General features: G+C 63.2%; 5 protein-coding genes. 1 reads left to right on the forward strand and 4 read right to left on the reverse strand.

The window, feature by feature from the left end:
* Positions 1-163: 163 nt before the first annotated feature.
* From QYQ93_RS06390 to QYQ93_RS06405, 4 genes are all read right to left on the reverse strand, one after another.
* On the reverse strand, positions 164-931 hold the full coding sequence (locus tag QYQ93_RS06390; protein ID WP_338476552.1) for a siderophore-interacting protein: 768 nt from the start codon (positions 929-931) through the stop codon (positions 164-166).
* Entirely contained in the window at positions 928-1,449 is a 522-nt protein-coding gene (locus tag QYQ93_RS06395; RefSeq protein WP_338476553.1) for a PadR family transcriptional regulator, read from the reverse strand. Before QYQ93_RS06395 ends, QYQ93_RS06390 begins: the two co-directional genes overlap by 4 nt.
* A 174-nt stretch (positions 1,450-1,623) precedes the next feature.
* Complete coding sequence (locus QYQ93_RS06400; protein ID WP_338476554.1) at positions 1,624-4,716, reverse strand: transglycosylase domain-containing protein; 3,093 nt, start codon at positions 4,714-4,716, stop codon at positions 1,624-1,626.
* 64 nt (positions 4,717-4,780) lie between these two features.
* Positions 4,781-9,607, reverse strand: a complete 4,827-nt coding sequence (locus tag QYQ93_RS06405; RefSeq protein ID WP_338476555.1) for a dermonecrotic toxin domain-containing protein — start codon at positions 9,605-9,607, stop codon at positions 4,781-4,783.
* A 221-nt stretch (positions 9,608-9,828) separates the two neighbouring features.
* On the opposite strand from QYQ93_RS06405, the gene QYQ93_RS06410 reads away from it, so the two are divergent.
* Positions 9,829-14,454 carry a hypothetical protein gene (locus QYQ93_RS06410; protein ID WP_338476556.1) on the forward strand — a complete coding sequence of 1,542 codons (4,626 nt, stop codon included), beginning with the start codon at positions 9,829-9,831 and terminating at the stop codon, positions 14,452-14,454.
* Positions 14,455-14,642: the final 188 nt, after the last annotated feature.

A 14,642-nucleotide genomic window follows, 5' to 3' on the forward strand; every position in this document is an offset into this window, starting at 1 on the left:
GGCGCCTAAGATCAAGATCAAAAGCAGATCAAGAGCGACTCGCTTCGCATCGTGGTTACTGATGGTCGCTACGGCGCAGTTGTATAGATACCCATGCTCATCGGGGGCAAGCCCCATCCCACAGGTCCAGGGCCTACCCAATGTTGTAGATATCCATGGCTATTTATTCTTCTTCGCTACCCTCGGCCCGCCAGTAGCCCACAGCCTTCAAGAATTCCTCGTTGACCTTGTGCGTATCCAGCAGCACGCGCCGTATCTGGCGTGACAGCTTGGTTTCGGTTGCGACGAAGCTGTACAGCGTGCCGCCAGGCGGCGTCAGATTGCGTACTACATCGAGCAGGTCTTCCTGGCCGCGCACCACCCAAATAGTCTCAACATCCGCAGCGCTCTCCAGCACTTGCTGTTCCGCCGCGTCGGCGATTTCTATCACCGCCAGCACCTTGCGACCCGCCGGCAGTTCTTCCAGGCGCCGCGCGATGGCCGGGATGGCGGTTTCATCGCCAATCAACAGGTAGCTGTCGAAGATATCCGGCACGATCATCGAGCCCCGCGGCCCGCCGATATACAGGTGCTGGCCGACCTGCGCCTGCTCGGCCCAGGTGGACGCGGGGCCGTCGCCGTGCAGCACGAAGTCGATATCCAGTTCACCGATGCTCAAATCGTAACGTCGTGGCGTGTAATCGCGCATGGCCGGTTGCGGGCCGTCGCCTTTGATCGTGAACGTCGGGCTTTCCAGTGCGGCTTGTTCGGCGGCGTTCTGCGGGAACAACAGCTTGATGTGGTCGTCGCTGCCCAGGCTGACAAAGCCGGCCAACTCAGGACCGCCCAAGGTGATGCGACGCATGCGCGGCGTGAGGTCGACCACCCGCAGGACTTGCAGGCGGCGGCGTTTGATTTCGTGGGTAACGCGATGGATGGCTTGAGTGTTCATTGGTCTTTCCCGTCGACAATGGCTTGGGCGGTGCCGTTAAGCAGCGCCGCGACACGAACGATTTCTTCCGGGCTCCAGCGCCCATGGTGCGAATGCAGGGCGTGACGCAGGTTGTGCACCGCCTCGTGGATTTCCGGCGGGCGGTCGTGGCCACGCAGTGAGCGCTTGCTGACTTCCATGCGCATGCGAATGCCTTGGAGGGCAACCGCCTGTTCGCTTAAGAAGAGACGACCGGTGTCGGTGATTGTGTAGTGTTTTTTTCCGCCTTCGGCGTCACCGCTGATCAATTCGCTTTCTTCAAGGAAGGTCAGGGTCGGGTAGATCACGCCCGGGCTTGGGGTATAGGCGCCATCGAACAGGCTTTCGATTCGGCGAATCAAGTCGTAGCCATGGCAAGGCTGCTCGGCGATCAGCGCCGGCAGCAGCAGTTTCAAGTCGCCCGGTGCGAATACGCGTGGACCGCGGCCGGGGCGTTTATCGAAGCCGTCACGGCCATCGTGAGGAAGGTGTTCTCTCATCTTTTAAGTTCTCCGTCTTGGTTAAGATAGAACTTAAGATATATCTTTAATCTTGGCAAGCTTGAGCGACTGATAGTCGCTCAAGTGGCAGGAGGGCGGGTGGAGGATCAGTTGCTGGCGTGATCGCGGAAGCCGGGCACGTCCATTATCTTCGATGCACAGAGGCCCGCTTGATCACCGGTGACACAGCGCCTCTCCCGACGTTTCCAGATACGGCACCAGCATCGGCGCCATGCCCTTGAGCACTTGCACCGGCAATGCCGAGGTAAAGGTGAAGCCTTGGGCCGAGCTGCCGGGTACGAACGCAGTGAGGGTGCCGAAATGGCGGTCGCCGATAAAGAACACAAAGGTGGCGGTGCGGTTGATCGCCTTGGAGCTGAGTATCCGCCCGCCGGCACCGATGGCTTCGATGCGGTTGTCGCCGGTGCCGGTCTTGCCGCCCATGGCCAGGGGCGTGCCATCGGCCAGTTTGAAACTGCCGGCTACGCGCTTGGCTGTGCCGGCGTCTACCACCTGGGACAGGGCACCGCGCAGGGCCTGGGCCACTTCCAACGGCATCACGCGCTTGCTGCGGTTGGGGTCGTTGACCAGGCGGGTGTCATAGGGCGTGCCGGCGCCGAAGTGCAGGCTGTCGATGCGCAGTATCGGTAGACGCACGCCGTCGTTGAGGATGATCCCCATCAATTCGGCCAGGGCCGCCGGACGGTCGCCGGAACTGCCGATGGCGCTGGCCAGGGACGGCACCAGATGGTCGAAGGGGTAGCCGACGGCCTGCCAGCGCTGGTGGATCTCCAGGAAGGCTTCGACCTCAAGCATGGTGCGGATCCGGCTGTCACGGGCGCTCTGATGGCGGCTCTTGAACAACCAGCTATAAACCTCCTGGCGTTCGAACTGGCTGGCCTTGACCACCTCACTGAACGTCGCTTCGGGATGGTTGAGCAGGTAGCCCACCAGCCACAGATCCAGCGGGTGAACCTTGGCGATATAGCCTTGGTCCGGCAGGTCATAGGCCCCGGGGCCATAATCTCGATAGAGTTTTTGCAGGCGTTCGTCACTGAGTTTTTCATTCGTCTTGGTTCCGGTCAGGTGCGCACGCACGAACCGGTTGAAGCTGTCTTGGCTGGCGTCGGGCAACAGGTAGCGGTGCACGGCGGCCAGGCGCATGGGGGTGGGGCGCAGGCCGTCGAGAAAGGTGTCGAGGCGCGCCTGGGTATCTTTCTTCTGGTACTTCTTCCAGAACTTGCGCAGGTAGGTCGTACCTTCACGGTCAGCAAAACCGGCGAGGTATTCCTGACGGCGCGGGTCGCTGTCGTCCTTGAGCAGTGCGGCGCTGTTGTTGGCCCCAGAGTAGGTGGTGAAGCGCACCAGGTCGCGCATCAGGCGGATGAAGGGCAGGTTGATCGACTCGCGCAGGGCGTCACGCAAGGTCGGGTTGCGGTGGTTGTCTTCATTGCGAAAATTACGGAAGTGATGCAGGCCGCCGCCGGTGAAAAAACCTTCGTAGGGGCTGGCCGAGTAGGTTCGGTCGAGGGCGGCATCGAGCATTTTTGCCAGGGGTTTATCTGGTGTCTGGATCAGGTAATCGACGGCCCAGCGGCTGATACGGTCCTGCTCGGCGATGTCGAGTTTCTTCAGGGCGGCCGGGGCCAGTGCGGCGTACTTCTCGTGCAGCTCGGCGATGATCTGCAGGTAGGTGGTGAGCACCCGCAGCTTGGCGGTGGAACCCAGTTCGAGCTTGCTGCCCTCGTTGATATCGAAAGGCTGGTCGGTGTTGTCGGTCTGCACCCGCACCCGCGCACCGTCTGTGGTGCGCTCGAACAGGGTAAAACTGTAGCGCACCTGCGCAGTGCTGGCGGGGCTGAGCAAGCGTTCACCGAGCAGGCCGAGCTTGGCGGCGTTGGCCGGGTCGGCGAGTTGCTTGAGGTAGTCGGTGAGCTGGTTCTGCAAGGGGCCTTGCAAGGTACTGGTGGCGGCCAGGTCAAGGCGATCCAGATCGTACAGCGGGCGGTTGAGCAGGCCGGCCAATTGGCTGCGCGCCACGCTGATGCCTTTGTTGCTGTCGACCCGTTGCAACGTCGGTTGCTGTTGCCAGTCACGGAAACTGACCTGTGCTGCCAGCGCCGCCTTGAGCAGGGCCGCGTCAATGATCTGATGATGAGCCAGCAATCGAAGGTGGCTGTCGGTCAGCTGGGCCAGCTCGTCGCGGCCCTTGATCAGGTAATGGGAAGGCCGGCGCTGGGCAATCATCAACGACAGTACCTGGCGCAAGGCCAAGCCCCGTGCGGCGAGGCTGGCCGCAGACTGGCCAGTGTCCGCCAGCGCCCGGTTGACCTGGGCAAAATCGGCGCCGTACCACACCCGCAGCCCTTCGGCCATGCCATGTACTTCGCCATGGCCGGGCACCGCCGACAGCGGCACGCTGTTGAGGTAGTCGCGCACCACGTTCTGCCGGGCGACCAGGGTGTCGGGGCCATGCTGGTAGGCGCGCACGCTGGCGGACAGCATCTGGCGGATTTTCTCGCTGCCCGATAGGGTCAGGCCCTCGGGTGAGTGACGGTACTTTTCCAGCTGGGTCGCCAGGGTACTGCCGCCGGCCGCCTGCCCGGGCAAGTGCAACTGGCGGGCGACTTGCGACCAGGCCGCCTTGGCAAAGCGTGGCCAGTCCACGGCCGGGTTGGCTTGGGCCGGGTCGGGGTCCAGCAGTTCGCGGTTTTCGATGAATAACAGGCTGTGCACCAGCAGCGGCGGCACGTCGGTGAAGCGTACATATAACTGCGGCGGGTAGCTGAACTGATACAGCGGCATGGCGCGGCAATCGTTGATTGCCAACCCGGCCTGGAGTTTCTCGGCGTAGGGAATAAATAGCCCATGGCGGCTGTAATTCATCAGCGCCTCGGAGAAGCGCGCCTGGGATGCGATCACGTAGTTGCGCTTGAGCAGGCGCGGCAGGAACTCGTCCAGGGCGCTGTAGCCCAGGCGCTGGTCAAAGGGCCCGGCGCCGGCATACACCATGGCGTCGCTGGCGCCGGGGCCGACGCTGTAGGTCAGATCGCTCGCCCACTGGCTGAACAAGCGGGCTTGCCAGTGGGCGCTACGCATTTCCCTAAGTGCGGCATAACCGGCGGCGACCACGACCATCAACACAATCAGCCAGCCCAACCGCCGCCAGAGGCGGGGCGGCGGTTTGTTTTTCGACAAAGGCGCGGTGGACGGGCTGTCGTTGTTGACTTCAGCCTTGCTCGGATCGGTTTGCCACAGAGCGCCCATAGTCGATTGATCCATGCGTGCAGATTGATCGGACCTGTCTCAAGCGTAGACGTAGATTGGCGGTTCAGACGGGCTCTGTGGAAGGCCCCGGCAGCGGCTCGGATACCTCGGCTACCGGGATGTTCAAGCGTTTGAGCCGCCGCACCAGGAACGCGTCTTCCTTGAAGCTGCCATCAAAGCGTACGTATCGGTACCAGGAGGCCAGATGAATATCGTTTTCGATGGCGAATCGCTCGAGGGCGATTCTGTTGCGATTGGCCGGGTCGCGGGATTTCTCGTACCAGGCTTTCAAATGCTGGTCAGTGATACGGCGGTTGGCTTTTCCGGTGATGCGCGTATTGAGTATTTTTGATTGCCTGGCCAGGCCCCGGATGGTCAGTGCACCATCGGGCTGCACGTACGCTTCCCATACTGAAAGCTTCACGCTGTTTTCCTGCCTGAACAACTGTGCGCTCTGTGGCGTCTTGTTGGGTGCATCCACCCATCGCATGAAGGTCGCATCGTTGAAAGGCTTGGCTTCGAATGTGAGCCGCTCGATACCCCGCGCCGTGAGTTCTCCGCTCTGCCTTACGTGTTGGCTCCACGTGCTGAACGGGATACCGCGTTCGGCAAAAAACACCGCAGGCGTCAGGGCCGGTGCTTGCCCCGGGGCCTGGGCCAGAGTGGTAGCGACGTACACTTGCCACTGTCTGAGCGCTTCATCCACCTCCTGGCTGGTCTTGGGGGCACCGCCGGGCAGGCGCTCCAGGGTGTCCAACGCCCAGCGCTGCGTCCCCGCCATTCGGCGCAGGCGAAACGGCGTACTGGCACCCGAGGGAGTCAGCACCCGTGCGACTACGCCATCGGGATCGTAAAGGTTGAACGAGTCCTGGATGCGCAGTACGACCTCATCACCCGAGGCATGAGTGCCGCGCACCAGCAAGGTGGAGGGCGAGCCCGCGGTCCGATAAATGGCACTGCCTTCGGCCAGTGAGGCGCTGGTGGGAATGCCTCCGGGCACTGCCAGGCTGGCGCTCTGGCGTTGGAACTCACGCTGATAGCCCGGCAGGATGGCCTGGCTCATCGACCTTGTACCGCGTGGGCTCGAACCGAGCACCAGTGGCAATGGCCGCAGGCTGATACCGGCACTGCGCGCCGCGCCGGCAACGGGGGCGCCAGCATTCGCCATTTCGACCATCACCCGCCCGGCAAAGCCATGCCGCACAATCAGCCCGGGGATGTTGCGCCCCAGTTTGCGCAGGGTTTGCAGCGTCAGGCCGCCCACTCGGGCCAGCCATTTGACCGTCGATGCTGCGTAGTGACCCCCCCCTGGAAATGCGCCCAATGCGGTCAGGGCGAACTCGAGGCCGTACATTACCTTGTTGAAGGTGGACTGGCTCTCAAGTTCCTCATTGCTCAGTGTCTGCTCGTCGGCCCGGTAGGTCAGGTGCTGCTGGTGCTGGCGATACAGCCCGGCGAGGAAATCACCGGTATGGGGGGCGAATCGCGGATTCAGCAGGCGCGCATCGGTCGGTAGCCGGGCCTTGAGGTAGGTCTGCCAGGCCGGGGCCTGGGTCAGCCTCGCCAGTTCGGCCTCGTTCTGGACCTCCCTGAGCAACTGCCCGTCCGGAGCGTCCGGGGTATACATCACGACCGGCTCATCGACCGCAGTGCCGATCAGCAGCACCCCGTTCACCGTTTGCCCGCCGCGTCCTTCGGGGGCATCACTGGCGGGGTTGAACATCAGGGCGGCGGCGATCACGCTTTGGCCGTCTACGGGTTGGCGGTTTTGCGCAGCGGGGGCAGCCAGTACCGCGGCAACCCAGGCGGCGCCTTTCTTTTGCGCGTTGTCGCTGGCCAGCGGCGTGCTGTAGGCATCCGGGTTCAGCTCGGCCAATAGCGCGGCGTAACTCAAGGTAGCTTGCTGGGCGGCCATCCACGTGTCTTTCAATGCTTGGGCCTGGCGCGTCATGGGCTGCGGATAGAGGTGTTGCTGGAGTACGTTTTCAATGTAGCGCGGCCCGATATTCAGCTCCTTGAGCCATTGCTCCAGCACGTCCTTCGCCAGGGTGATGGGTTTGCCGCGACCATCGCGCAGCCATCGGCCCGCGGTGTTGGTGAGCGTGGTTTCGAGCTTGTCGTCGGCACTCCAGGTGAGGCTTTTTTCCCAGGGCTTGGTGTTTCTCAGGAGTAACTGCGTCAGGCTCATGCGCTCGACGTCGCCGACGCTTTCATGGCCCGAACCAAAGCCACTGCCGGCGCTGATGCGCACCCGTTCGGTACGGGTGACCATTGTCAGGTCCGGGTCTGCCTCAGGCACCGGGCATCCGGCCTTGAGGCTGGCGGCCAACGCTTTCATGGCCGGTAGCGCATTGATCTTGGCCATCACCTGTTGCTTGGCGTATTCGCTCAGGGCAGGTACGACTTTCCACTGTTGCGCCAGCACCTGCTGCTTCTCCAGGGCCGCTTGGGCGTGGCTGTGCAGGCGGGCTTTGTTGGTCGGGCTGAGGCGTTTTTCCCAGTCTGGCCGGTGTTCATCCAGCAGCAGCTGATTGCGCGCCATGAACGCGCTGGCGGTGTCCAGCAGTTCCGCCAGTTCGGCACGGCCATTGTGTTCGACGCTGCCGGGGCCACACCCAGGCTTGAAGTCGGCCTCCTGCCAGTGTTCGGCCTGGCCCAGGAGGGTCTGGATATCATCGAGCTGTTTGTCCAGCAGGCTTTGCACGGCGTCGGCGATGAAGTCGCCCTCAATCGGCCTGAACACCTTGCTCAGGTGCATCCCCCAAAGCCCCTCGAGCGATTGGGCCTGGGCGATCGGCAGGGTGCAGGCGAGCAGTCTGCCCGCTTCCTCGCCGGCGTCGAGGCGGGCGGTCAGCCCATCGTGCAACGCCTGCAAGGTCGCGAACTCTTCAAGCCCCTGGACCGGGGAGAACAGTACCACCGGCCCATGCACCGTACTGCCGGCGGTGCCTTGGGTACTCAGGTTCTTGTGCCCATTGGGCCAGTGGGGCAGGGTTGCCAGGCTGGCGTCGCTGGGGGTCACTACGAAGCACCCGGCCAGGCGTTGGCCCTGAGCACTGCCGTTATCGACCGTGAGTTGATACACCCCGGGGCGTTGGCCGTGGCTGAAGCGCGTCTCGCGCCGGGCCTGGTTGGTATGGCCCAGTACGCGCTCGATCAGCAGCTTGGCGGCGGGGCTTAGGGTGGTGTCGATAAAACGCAGGCGCGCTTGCACGTCCAGGCATTGACGGTAAAGGTCGTTGAGCTTGATTTGCGGGCAGCTCAAGCCTGGCCCCAAGGGACTGTGCCAATACGCGGTGACCTGCGCCGGCAAGCGCCTGCGCAGGGTTTCGGCCAGTTCTTGCAGGGTACCGTTCCAGGCCACTTGCTCGGTCTCGGCCACCCTACTGGGGCTGGGGAACACAGCTTGGGCGAGCGTCGCATCCGCGGTGTCGTCCTGCACGGTGTCCGTGGGCAGGTGTCTCAATAGCGCTTCGCGCAGAGTCTGGGAGAGCTCCAATCGGCGGGTGCCTGCACTGTCAATGCGGTAGCGGTTGACATACAAGGCGTCCAGGCGGGCGTCGGTGGGCAATTGGGTGAAGGTTTCCTCAAGCAGAGTCGATAGCACGCCTTCCAACGCTGGGTGTTTGTCCTTTTCCAGCAGGTAGCCGATTTGTACGTTGAGGGAGTCCCAGAGGCGGATCAGGTGCTTTTGCTGCTCACTGTCGGGCGCGGTGTGGGGAGTGATGATTTGCGCCACCGGGTCGCGTGCTGCGGGCAGGTGCTCCAGCAGCGCCTGGTTGCCTGACAGCGGCAGCGCCAAGTGGGTGTGCAATCGGGTGGCCAGTGCCTCGAACGTGGCGTGAGTGGTGCCAAAGGCGTGGGCGATATCCGCCTGTTGCTGGTCGCGCTGGGCGTGCAGGCAGTGGCTGAACACCGGCCCGTTGATTGGGGTAAAGCGCAGGTTTTGTCCGCTTTTCAAGACTTCGCTGGCGCGCTCGCGTTCGCTGCCTGGCACGTTGGCCAACAGCAGACTTTTGCTCGTGCCGCTGACCAGGCGCCTGCTCAAAGTGTTTTGCAGGGTAAAAAAGTCCTTGAAGGTTTCACCACCATATTGCGGGGTGTACAGCACTGCCGGCAGCGTCGAATGCAATTGTTCACTGAGGATGAACACCCCGTTAAGCGGCACCGACCACGTGGGGGTCTGTGGGTCATGCAGGGTGAGGCTGACCGCCCGCGGCGGGGTCGCGGCGCCCAAGGTTTCATGCAATATCAGGTTCTCGATCAATTGCCGACCTTCGGTCAACAGCATCAGGTCCGGGTGCTTGGCCTGGCGCGCGCTGAGCAGTTTCAGGTCTGCTTCAATACGCAGCAAGTCGCGCAGCTGTTGACTTACGGCATCCTGGACACTGAGCCCGCCAGTGAGAGGGTGCAGCCCCGACCAGAAATCCTGGAGCCTGCGTTGATAAGCCAGCAGGCTGTTCTGGCGCAGGTCATCGACCAGCGCATTCAGGGCCGCTACTTCAAGGGTGGCAAACTCGCCGTCTTTGCCTGCGCTCAACGCGTCGTGGTAGAAGCCCATGGCCGGGCCGTCGGGCGCGGCTGGCGTCGCCTTGGCGAGCAGGGTGGGTGCGGCGCCGGTGACAACGGCCGCTTGCACGACCTGGGTCAGGTTGCGCGAACGCGTGATACGCGGCACCTGCGAAGGGCTGTCGTAGGTGTATTCATTCAAGTACAGCGCATCAGGGTTCAGAGGCTGGTCGGGCGACAGTTCGCCCAGTTCCTGGCGCAAGGCGGCGCTCAGTTGCGTGGCGAACAGGGGCTGGCAATCAAGCAAGCTCTGCAAGCTGCTGGTGCACAGGCTGAGTTGGCGCAGCAGCTCTTCATGGGTAGGGGGCGGGAGTGCGGGCATATCCAGGGTTTTCCGTAGTGTGGGTGATCCGTGCAGGCCGTTGCACAGTTGTCGAAGAAAACGACCGGCCCACACTACGGAGCGCCATGCCTGGCCGGAGGGTAATTAACTACCTCAGCGGGCCAGTCGCAGCGCGGCATCGACGGCGGTAATTGTCTACGGCAATGGGCCGCAGGGCAGGGCGTAGGGTTGCGGGTTTGACCGTATGGAGAGCGCTCATCATGACTACCCTCGGCCCCGTCCCGGCATCGTCACGCCAGGCGGCTATCGAACAAATTCACACCTTGCTGCACCCGCCGCCGTCGTTGCGTACGGTCGCGCAGCAAAGTGCCCAGGCTGACCTGGACCAACACTTCGGGGCAGCAACCTGGCAAGCCGAGCGGCTCTATATCGGCACACCGGGTGAGAGCGATGGCGCCCTGGCCTATCAGGCCCTGGTCGATTGTTTACTGCAGCGCCTGGCCGCGGCCAAGCCACTGCTGCTGGTGCCGGGTTATCAGGTGGTTGTGCAGCGCCAGCGCGAGGTGTTCGTGCCCGGTGGCCCGCCCCTGGCACAGCTGGAAGTCCTGATCAATCGCTGCGCAACGCTGCTACTGGGGGCCTATGCCCAACACCTGCAAGCCTGGTGGCGAGAAGCCTTGCCGGTGAACATGACGCGTTGGGGCTATGTGTCGGATGACTTGCTGGCGTTGTTGTACGAGTCCCCGCCGCCACCCGGATTCACTGCGCAACGTTTTGCCAGCGTATTCCCCAGGCGCTTGCTGCGCCCCGATCGACCCGATCCGCAGTGGAACCTGCACGGTGATGCGGTGCGTGTACAGGCCCTGTACCTGTCCGGCGAACCAGAGACGAACGATGGGGCGCAGATGCTGCCATTGCTGGTCCTCAGCCATGGGGCGCAGCATGTGCTGTTCAGCCCGGCCAATGGGCTGCACCCCTTGACCCGCCTGGAGGATGTCGCCAAGTGGCTGGCGGCCTATGCGCCGACGCCTGGCGCGCCGACCCACTGGTTTGCCGCCGATGTCGAGGGCGATCCGTTCGATGCCTTGGCGGCGAGTTACCTGGCGCAGCAACTGCGTGACATCGACCGCATCGACCGCAGCATTGCCCTGGCACCCGGGCAACATCAGGCGCTGCTCGACTACATCACCGATGCCCGCCGCTGGTTTGTCCCCCGCCCCAGCGCGTTGCAGCGCAGCCTGCGCAACGTCATGCCACTGTGGCTGACCCAGGCCGGCGACGCCGACAGCACTGCCTATGCGCGGTTGCTCCAGGCCTGGGTGCTGGCGCGCCAGGACAGTGCCGGCGCGCATTTTCTCGAGGGTATCGGCTCGATCCAGCAGTTTGCCGACAACGCCCTGCAAGCGTGCTTGAGGCGTGAGTCCAGTGCCCAGGAAGTACGCCCCGGCAATATCCGCCTGACGTTCAATCGCGTAGTCGCCGCCGCAGTGCCGGTGCAGGGGGGCTTCATCGCAGGGGAGGTTGACCCTGTGACCGTTACCCTCACCGAATTGGCCCTGGAGAACCTGGCCGGATTCCCCTCCACCCCCTCCTTGATCACCCTCGACAATGCGAAGGCCCCGGTATGGTTGACATACAACCTGCTCAAGAGCTGTGTCGCCCGCGCCAATGTCGGCCAGGCCTACCCGGATCTGCTCAAACAGAAACTGGTGGATGACCCGCAGGAGACCGCCCGCCGTTTGCAGTTGTTCAGGCGCCAACTACGCGTGCAACTGCCGATGCTGGCGCTGGAATTGAAGATCAAGGGCGAGCACGGCCTGACCCAGCAAGGCTTCAGGCGTGTACATGCCGTGTTGCAAGCCAAGACCGCGGACCGCCAGGTAGACGGCCAAGCGATGGCGTTGTGGCCGCTGGCATTCAAGGCCACGGCAGATGCTGCCGCGGATGTGATTGCCAACCACTTCATCATCGGACCGCGACGGCTGCAGACCGGCGTGCACCTGCTATACCGGCCATTGCTGGAACCGATGTTGCTGGAGTTTGCCTCGATAGATGCTTTGTTCGCTGCGATCAAGGCCCCAGGCCCGTTGCAGGACAGCGTACTGACCTGGATCGCCCCTCGGCGCCGGGCGGTCTACGCCCAAGGCGGGTTTGAAGAACCGCATGTCCGCCGCTTTCTGGCGGGCGATGAATTCACCCGGTATGAAAAACCCGCGCCAGCGCAGCTCGCCAAACAGATCAGTGCCGAGGGGCCGACCAGCCAGGTGTTCAACGCGACCGCCAAGGCCCTGGTGGCCCTGGCCGATCGGCAGTCGGTGTCCAATACCGAGCAACGCTGGGCCAGTTTGAAACAGGCCGGGTGGTTGCTGTTCGGCGCCGTGCTGCCGTTTGCACGGGGGCCATGGATGCTGGGCGGGTGGCTGCTGCAACTGATGGACAGCCTGCAACAGGATGTCCAGGGGCTGGGCAGCGGCGATAAGCAGGTGCAGAGCGCGGCGATCATGGATGTATTGATGAACCTGACGCTGATTCTCGCCCATCAGGGCGCCCCTCACGATCCACGACAGCAGGTTGCACTGGAACATCCACTGTTCGCCCCCTTGGCGCAACCCGAAGTGATTCCAGGGCAGCCAGTGCCGACGCAGATCCCGACGCCCGCGACCTTCCGCGCAGCCGCCGGCTGGGCCAATGCCCGCGCGACCTTGACCGATTCCCAGCAGGCGCGGCTGCGCACCCTGAGCCTCAAGGTGTTCGCCGAGCCGTGGCCCGAGTTCCTGCCCAACGCAGAACAAAGCGGTCGCTGGAGGGGCCTACTGCGTGATACCGCGCACATGCCGGCCCAGTGGCAGGCCCTGGTGCGCGGGCACTTGTACCGGGTCCAGGCTGAACAAGGCCGCGTGCGGGTGATCAGTGCCGATGGCGCAACCCTCGGTCCCCGGCTCGAAGCACTGGGCGGGGGGCGCTGGGATTTTGATTTGCGCCTCTATCTGGATGGCGGCAATGCCGATAGCGTGATTCAAGCCGCGCAACAGACGGCGCTGGCTTCACTGCCCATGCTTGAGCGCGAGTACCTTGACGCAAGCCAGGCACGCATACGCTCCCAGGCAGCCATGGAAGTCGCAGGGAGGCTGATGCGTCAGGCCACTCACCTCAGTGATGAACAACTGGCCCAGGTCCGCGAGCGCTACCGCACGGAAGTCCAGAACAAGGTGCGCCTGTCCCAGCACGAGCTGCAACTGCTGATGCGCCTGCGGGAGATCAAGCCGCGGCCCCACTACGAAGAGGATCTTTGCGAAGTGCTGGAATCGCTGATCCTGGCCCTGCAACTTCTGGACGCCCACGCCCGTGAGCACATGCTGCGGATCAATGCGCAGGTCAGGCCGTTGTTGACGCTGTTGGAGAGCGAGAGTGCGGAGGAGGCGGAGTCCGATATCAACCATCAGGCCCACACCCGACTCCAGGCGCGCATGGGCGAATTGGTGGTGGTACAGGAGTCGGCGATTGAGTGGCGTACCCTGGAAATCAACGCCATGCACCAACTGCGCAATGTGCCGCGCCTGGGGCGTGATAAAGCCGCCGCGCTGGTGGCGCAGTTGCCCGCGCGACCGTCGAATGTAGACCTCAAGACCTTGCAGATGACTTCCCTGTGGGGCCTGAGCATCGACGCCGGCGGCCCGCCGCTGGAAGATGAGTTCTATCAGGGCTTGAACCAGGTGATGAACCGGGCCCGGTGTGCCAGCCGCTCCCTGGCGGATCTGGAACAACTGGCCGTGACCCGCGAGGAACGGATCGAATTGCTCAAAAGCTTCAGTCAGGTGTACGCCTTCACTGACGATCGCATTGAGTTCTGGCGCGCCATGACACCGGAGAGCTTTGACTTGCCCTACCTGCAAAAACTCCAGGCGCTGCTGCGCGGTCTGCGCCAGCAGGTGGAGGAAGAACTGGCCGGGCTGCTGGCAGCGGATGCGCCAAGCACCAGCGCCCCGGTGGCGACCGGCGCACGGCAGAAAAAGATCATTCGTACGCGCAATCGTGATGTGTATGTGGCGCGTTTCAAGGCTCGTGCCCAGGGCGGTGGTGCCGAGACGGCAGAACTGGTGGACGCCAAGGACAATGTGATCGCCACCTTCACCGAGGCGGCAGACGGTATCTGGGAACCTGTGGAACCACCGGCCCGGGGCCCCGCCGCAGATCCGCAATTGGGCGCGTTGATGAACAAAGGTCAGCGCCTGCTGCGAGATGTCGACAAGGCAATTCTCAAGGTACAAGCACTGGCCGCGACCTGTACCCCATCTTCCCTGCAAGCGTTGCTGGACGAGCAGGCGACCAGCCGACGCTGGGTGGCCGACAGTATCGCCGGCAAACTGCGAGACCTGGACCTTTCCCGCTTGTCGGTCGTACAGCAAGGCAATGCCAGGACTCGGGAAGGTGAGTTGCGGGCAGCGGCGTTGCGCCTTGAGGCTGCCGGGGTGCAGGCACGGGTCCGGGCCAGCAAACTCAAGCTGGACAGCGTAGAGGACGTGGCCTTTCTGAAACAACTCGACGAGGTGAACATTCTTCGCCAGGGAGCTCGCGTGCCGCTTCAGGGCAAAGCCCAGGATTTCCTGCAGGTGTACACAGTGGTGGATGCCCATTCCAAACACCCCTTGTGCTATGCCCACTTTCACTATGAACGCAGTCAGGGGCCGGACGACCACTACACCGCCGCGCACCTCAAGAGCCCCGAGCAGGAGCGCCTGGGGCGCCAGGCCCAGGCTGAGGTCGAGGCCCAAGCTTTTGCGCGTATCCGTACCGGTCAGGCCGGACGTGTGCGCCAGACCCTGGAGATTGACCGGGCAAGCATTTCGCGGGCGCTGGCCAGGCGCTTGTTTTTCAGTGTGGATTAGCCCTGGCGACTGATGGCAGCTGGCTCGCCAACGGCGCGGACACATGCCCCCGGATGCAGACAAGTTATGTAATAATTCCCGCCGTTTTGCGCCGTGAAGGCCGATCTAGACGCTTGCAGCTGCCGCCGTCGAAAGCGGTTTTTACGGGGCTTATCGCCAAATTTTGCTGTTTATAGAGTGAAAAGCCC

The organism is Pseudomonas khavaziana, assembly GCF_036704165.1.
GTDB lineage: Bacteria > Pseudomonadota > Gammaproteobacteria > Pseudomonadales > Pseudomonadaceae > Aquipseudomonas > Aquipseudomonas khavaziana.

Bases quoted from the DNA above. Each gene is read 5' to 3' on its own strand.
- QYQ93_RS06390 (WP_338476552.1), bottom strand. From the start codon at position 931: ATGAACACTCAAGCCATCCATCGCGTTACCCACGAAATCAAACGCCGC.
- QYQ93_RS06395 (WP_338476553.1), bottom strand. From the start codon at position 1,449: ATGAGAGAACACCTTCCTCACGATGGCCGTGACGGCTTCGATAAACGC.
- QYQ93_RS06400 (WP_338476554.1), bottom strand. From the start codon at position 4,716: ATGGGCGCTCTGTGGCAAACCGATCCGAGCAAGGCTGAAGTCAACAAC.
- QYQ93_RS06405 (WP_338476555.1), bottom strand. From the start codon at position 9,607: ATGCCCGCACTCCCGCCCCCTACCCATGAAGAGCTGCTGCGCCAACTC.
- QYQ93_RS06410 (WP_338476556.1), top strand. From the start codon at position 9,829: ATGACTACCCTCGGCCCCGTCCCGGCATCGTCACGCCAGGCGGCTATC.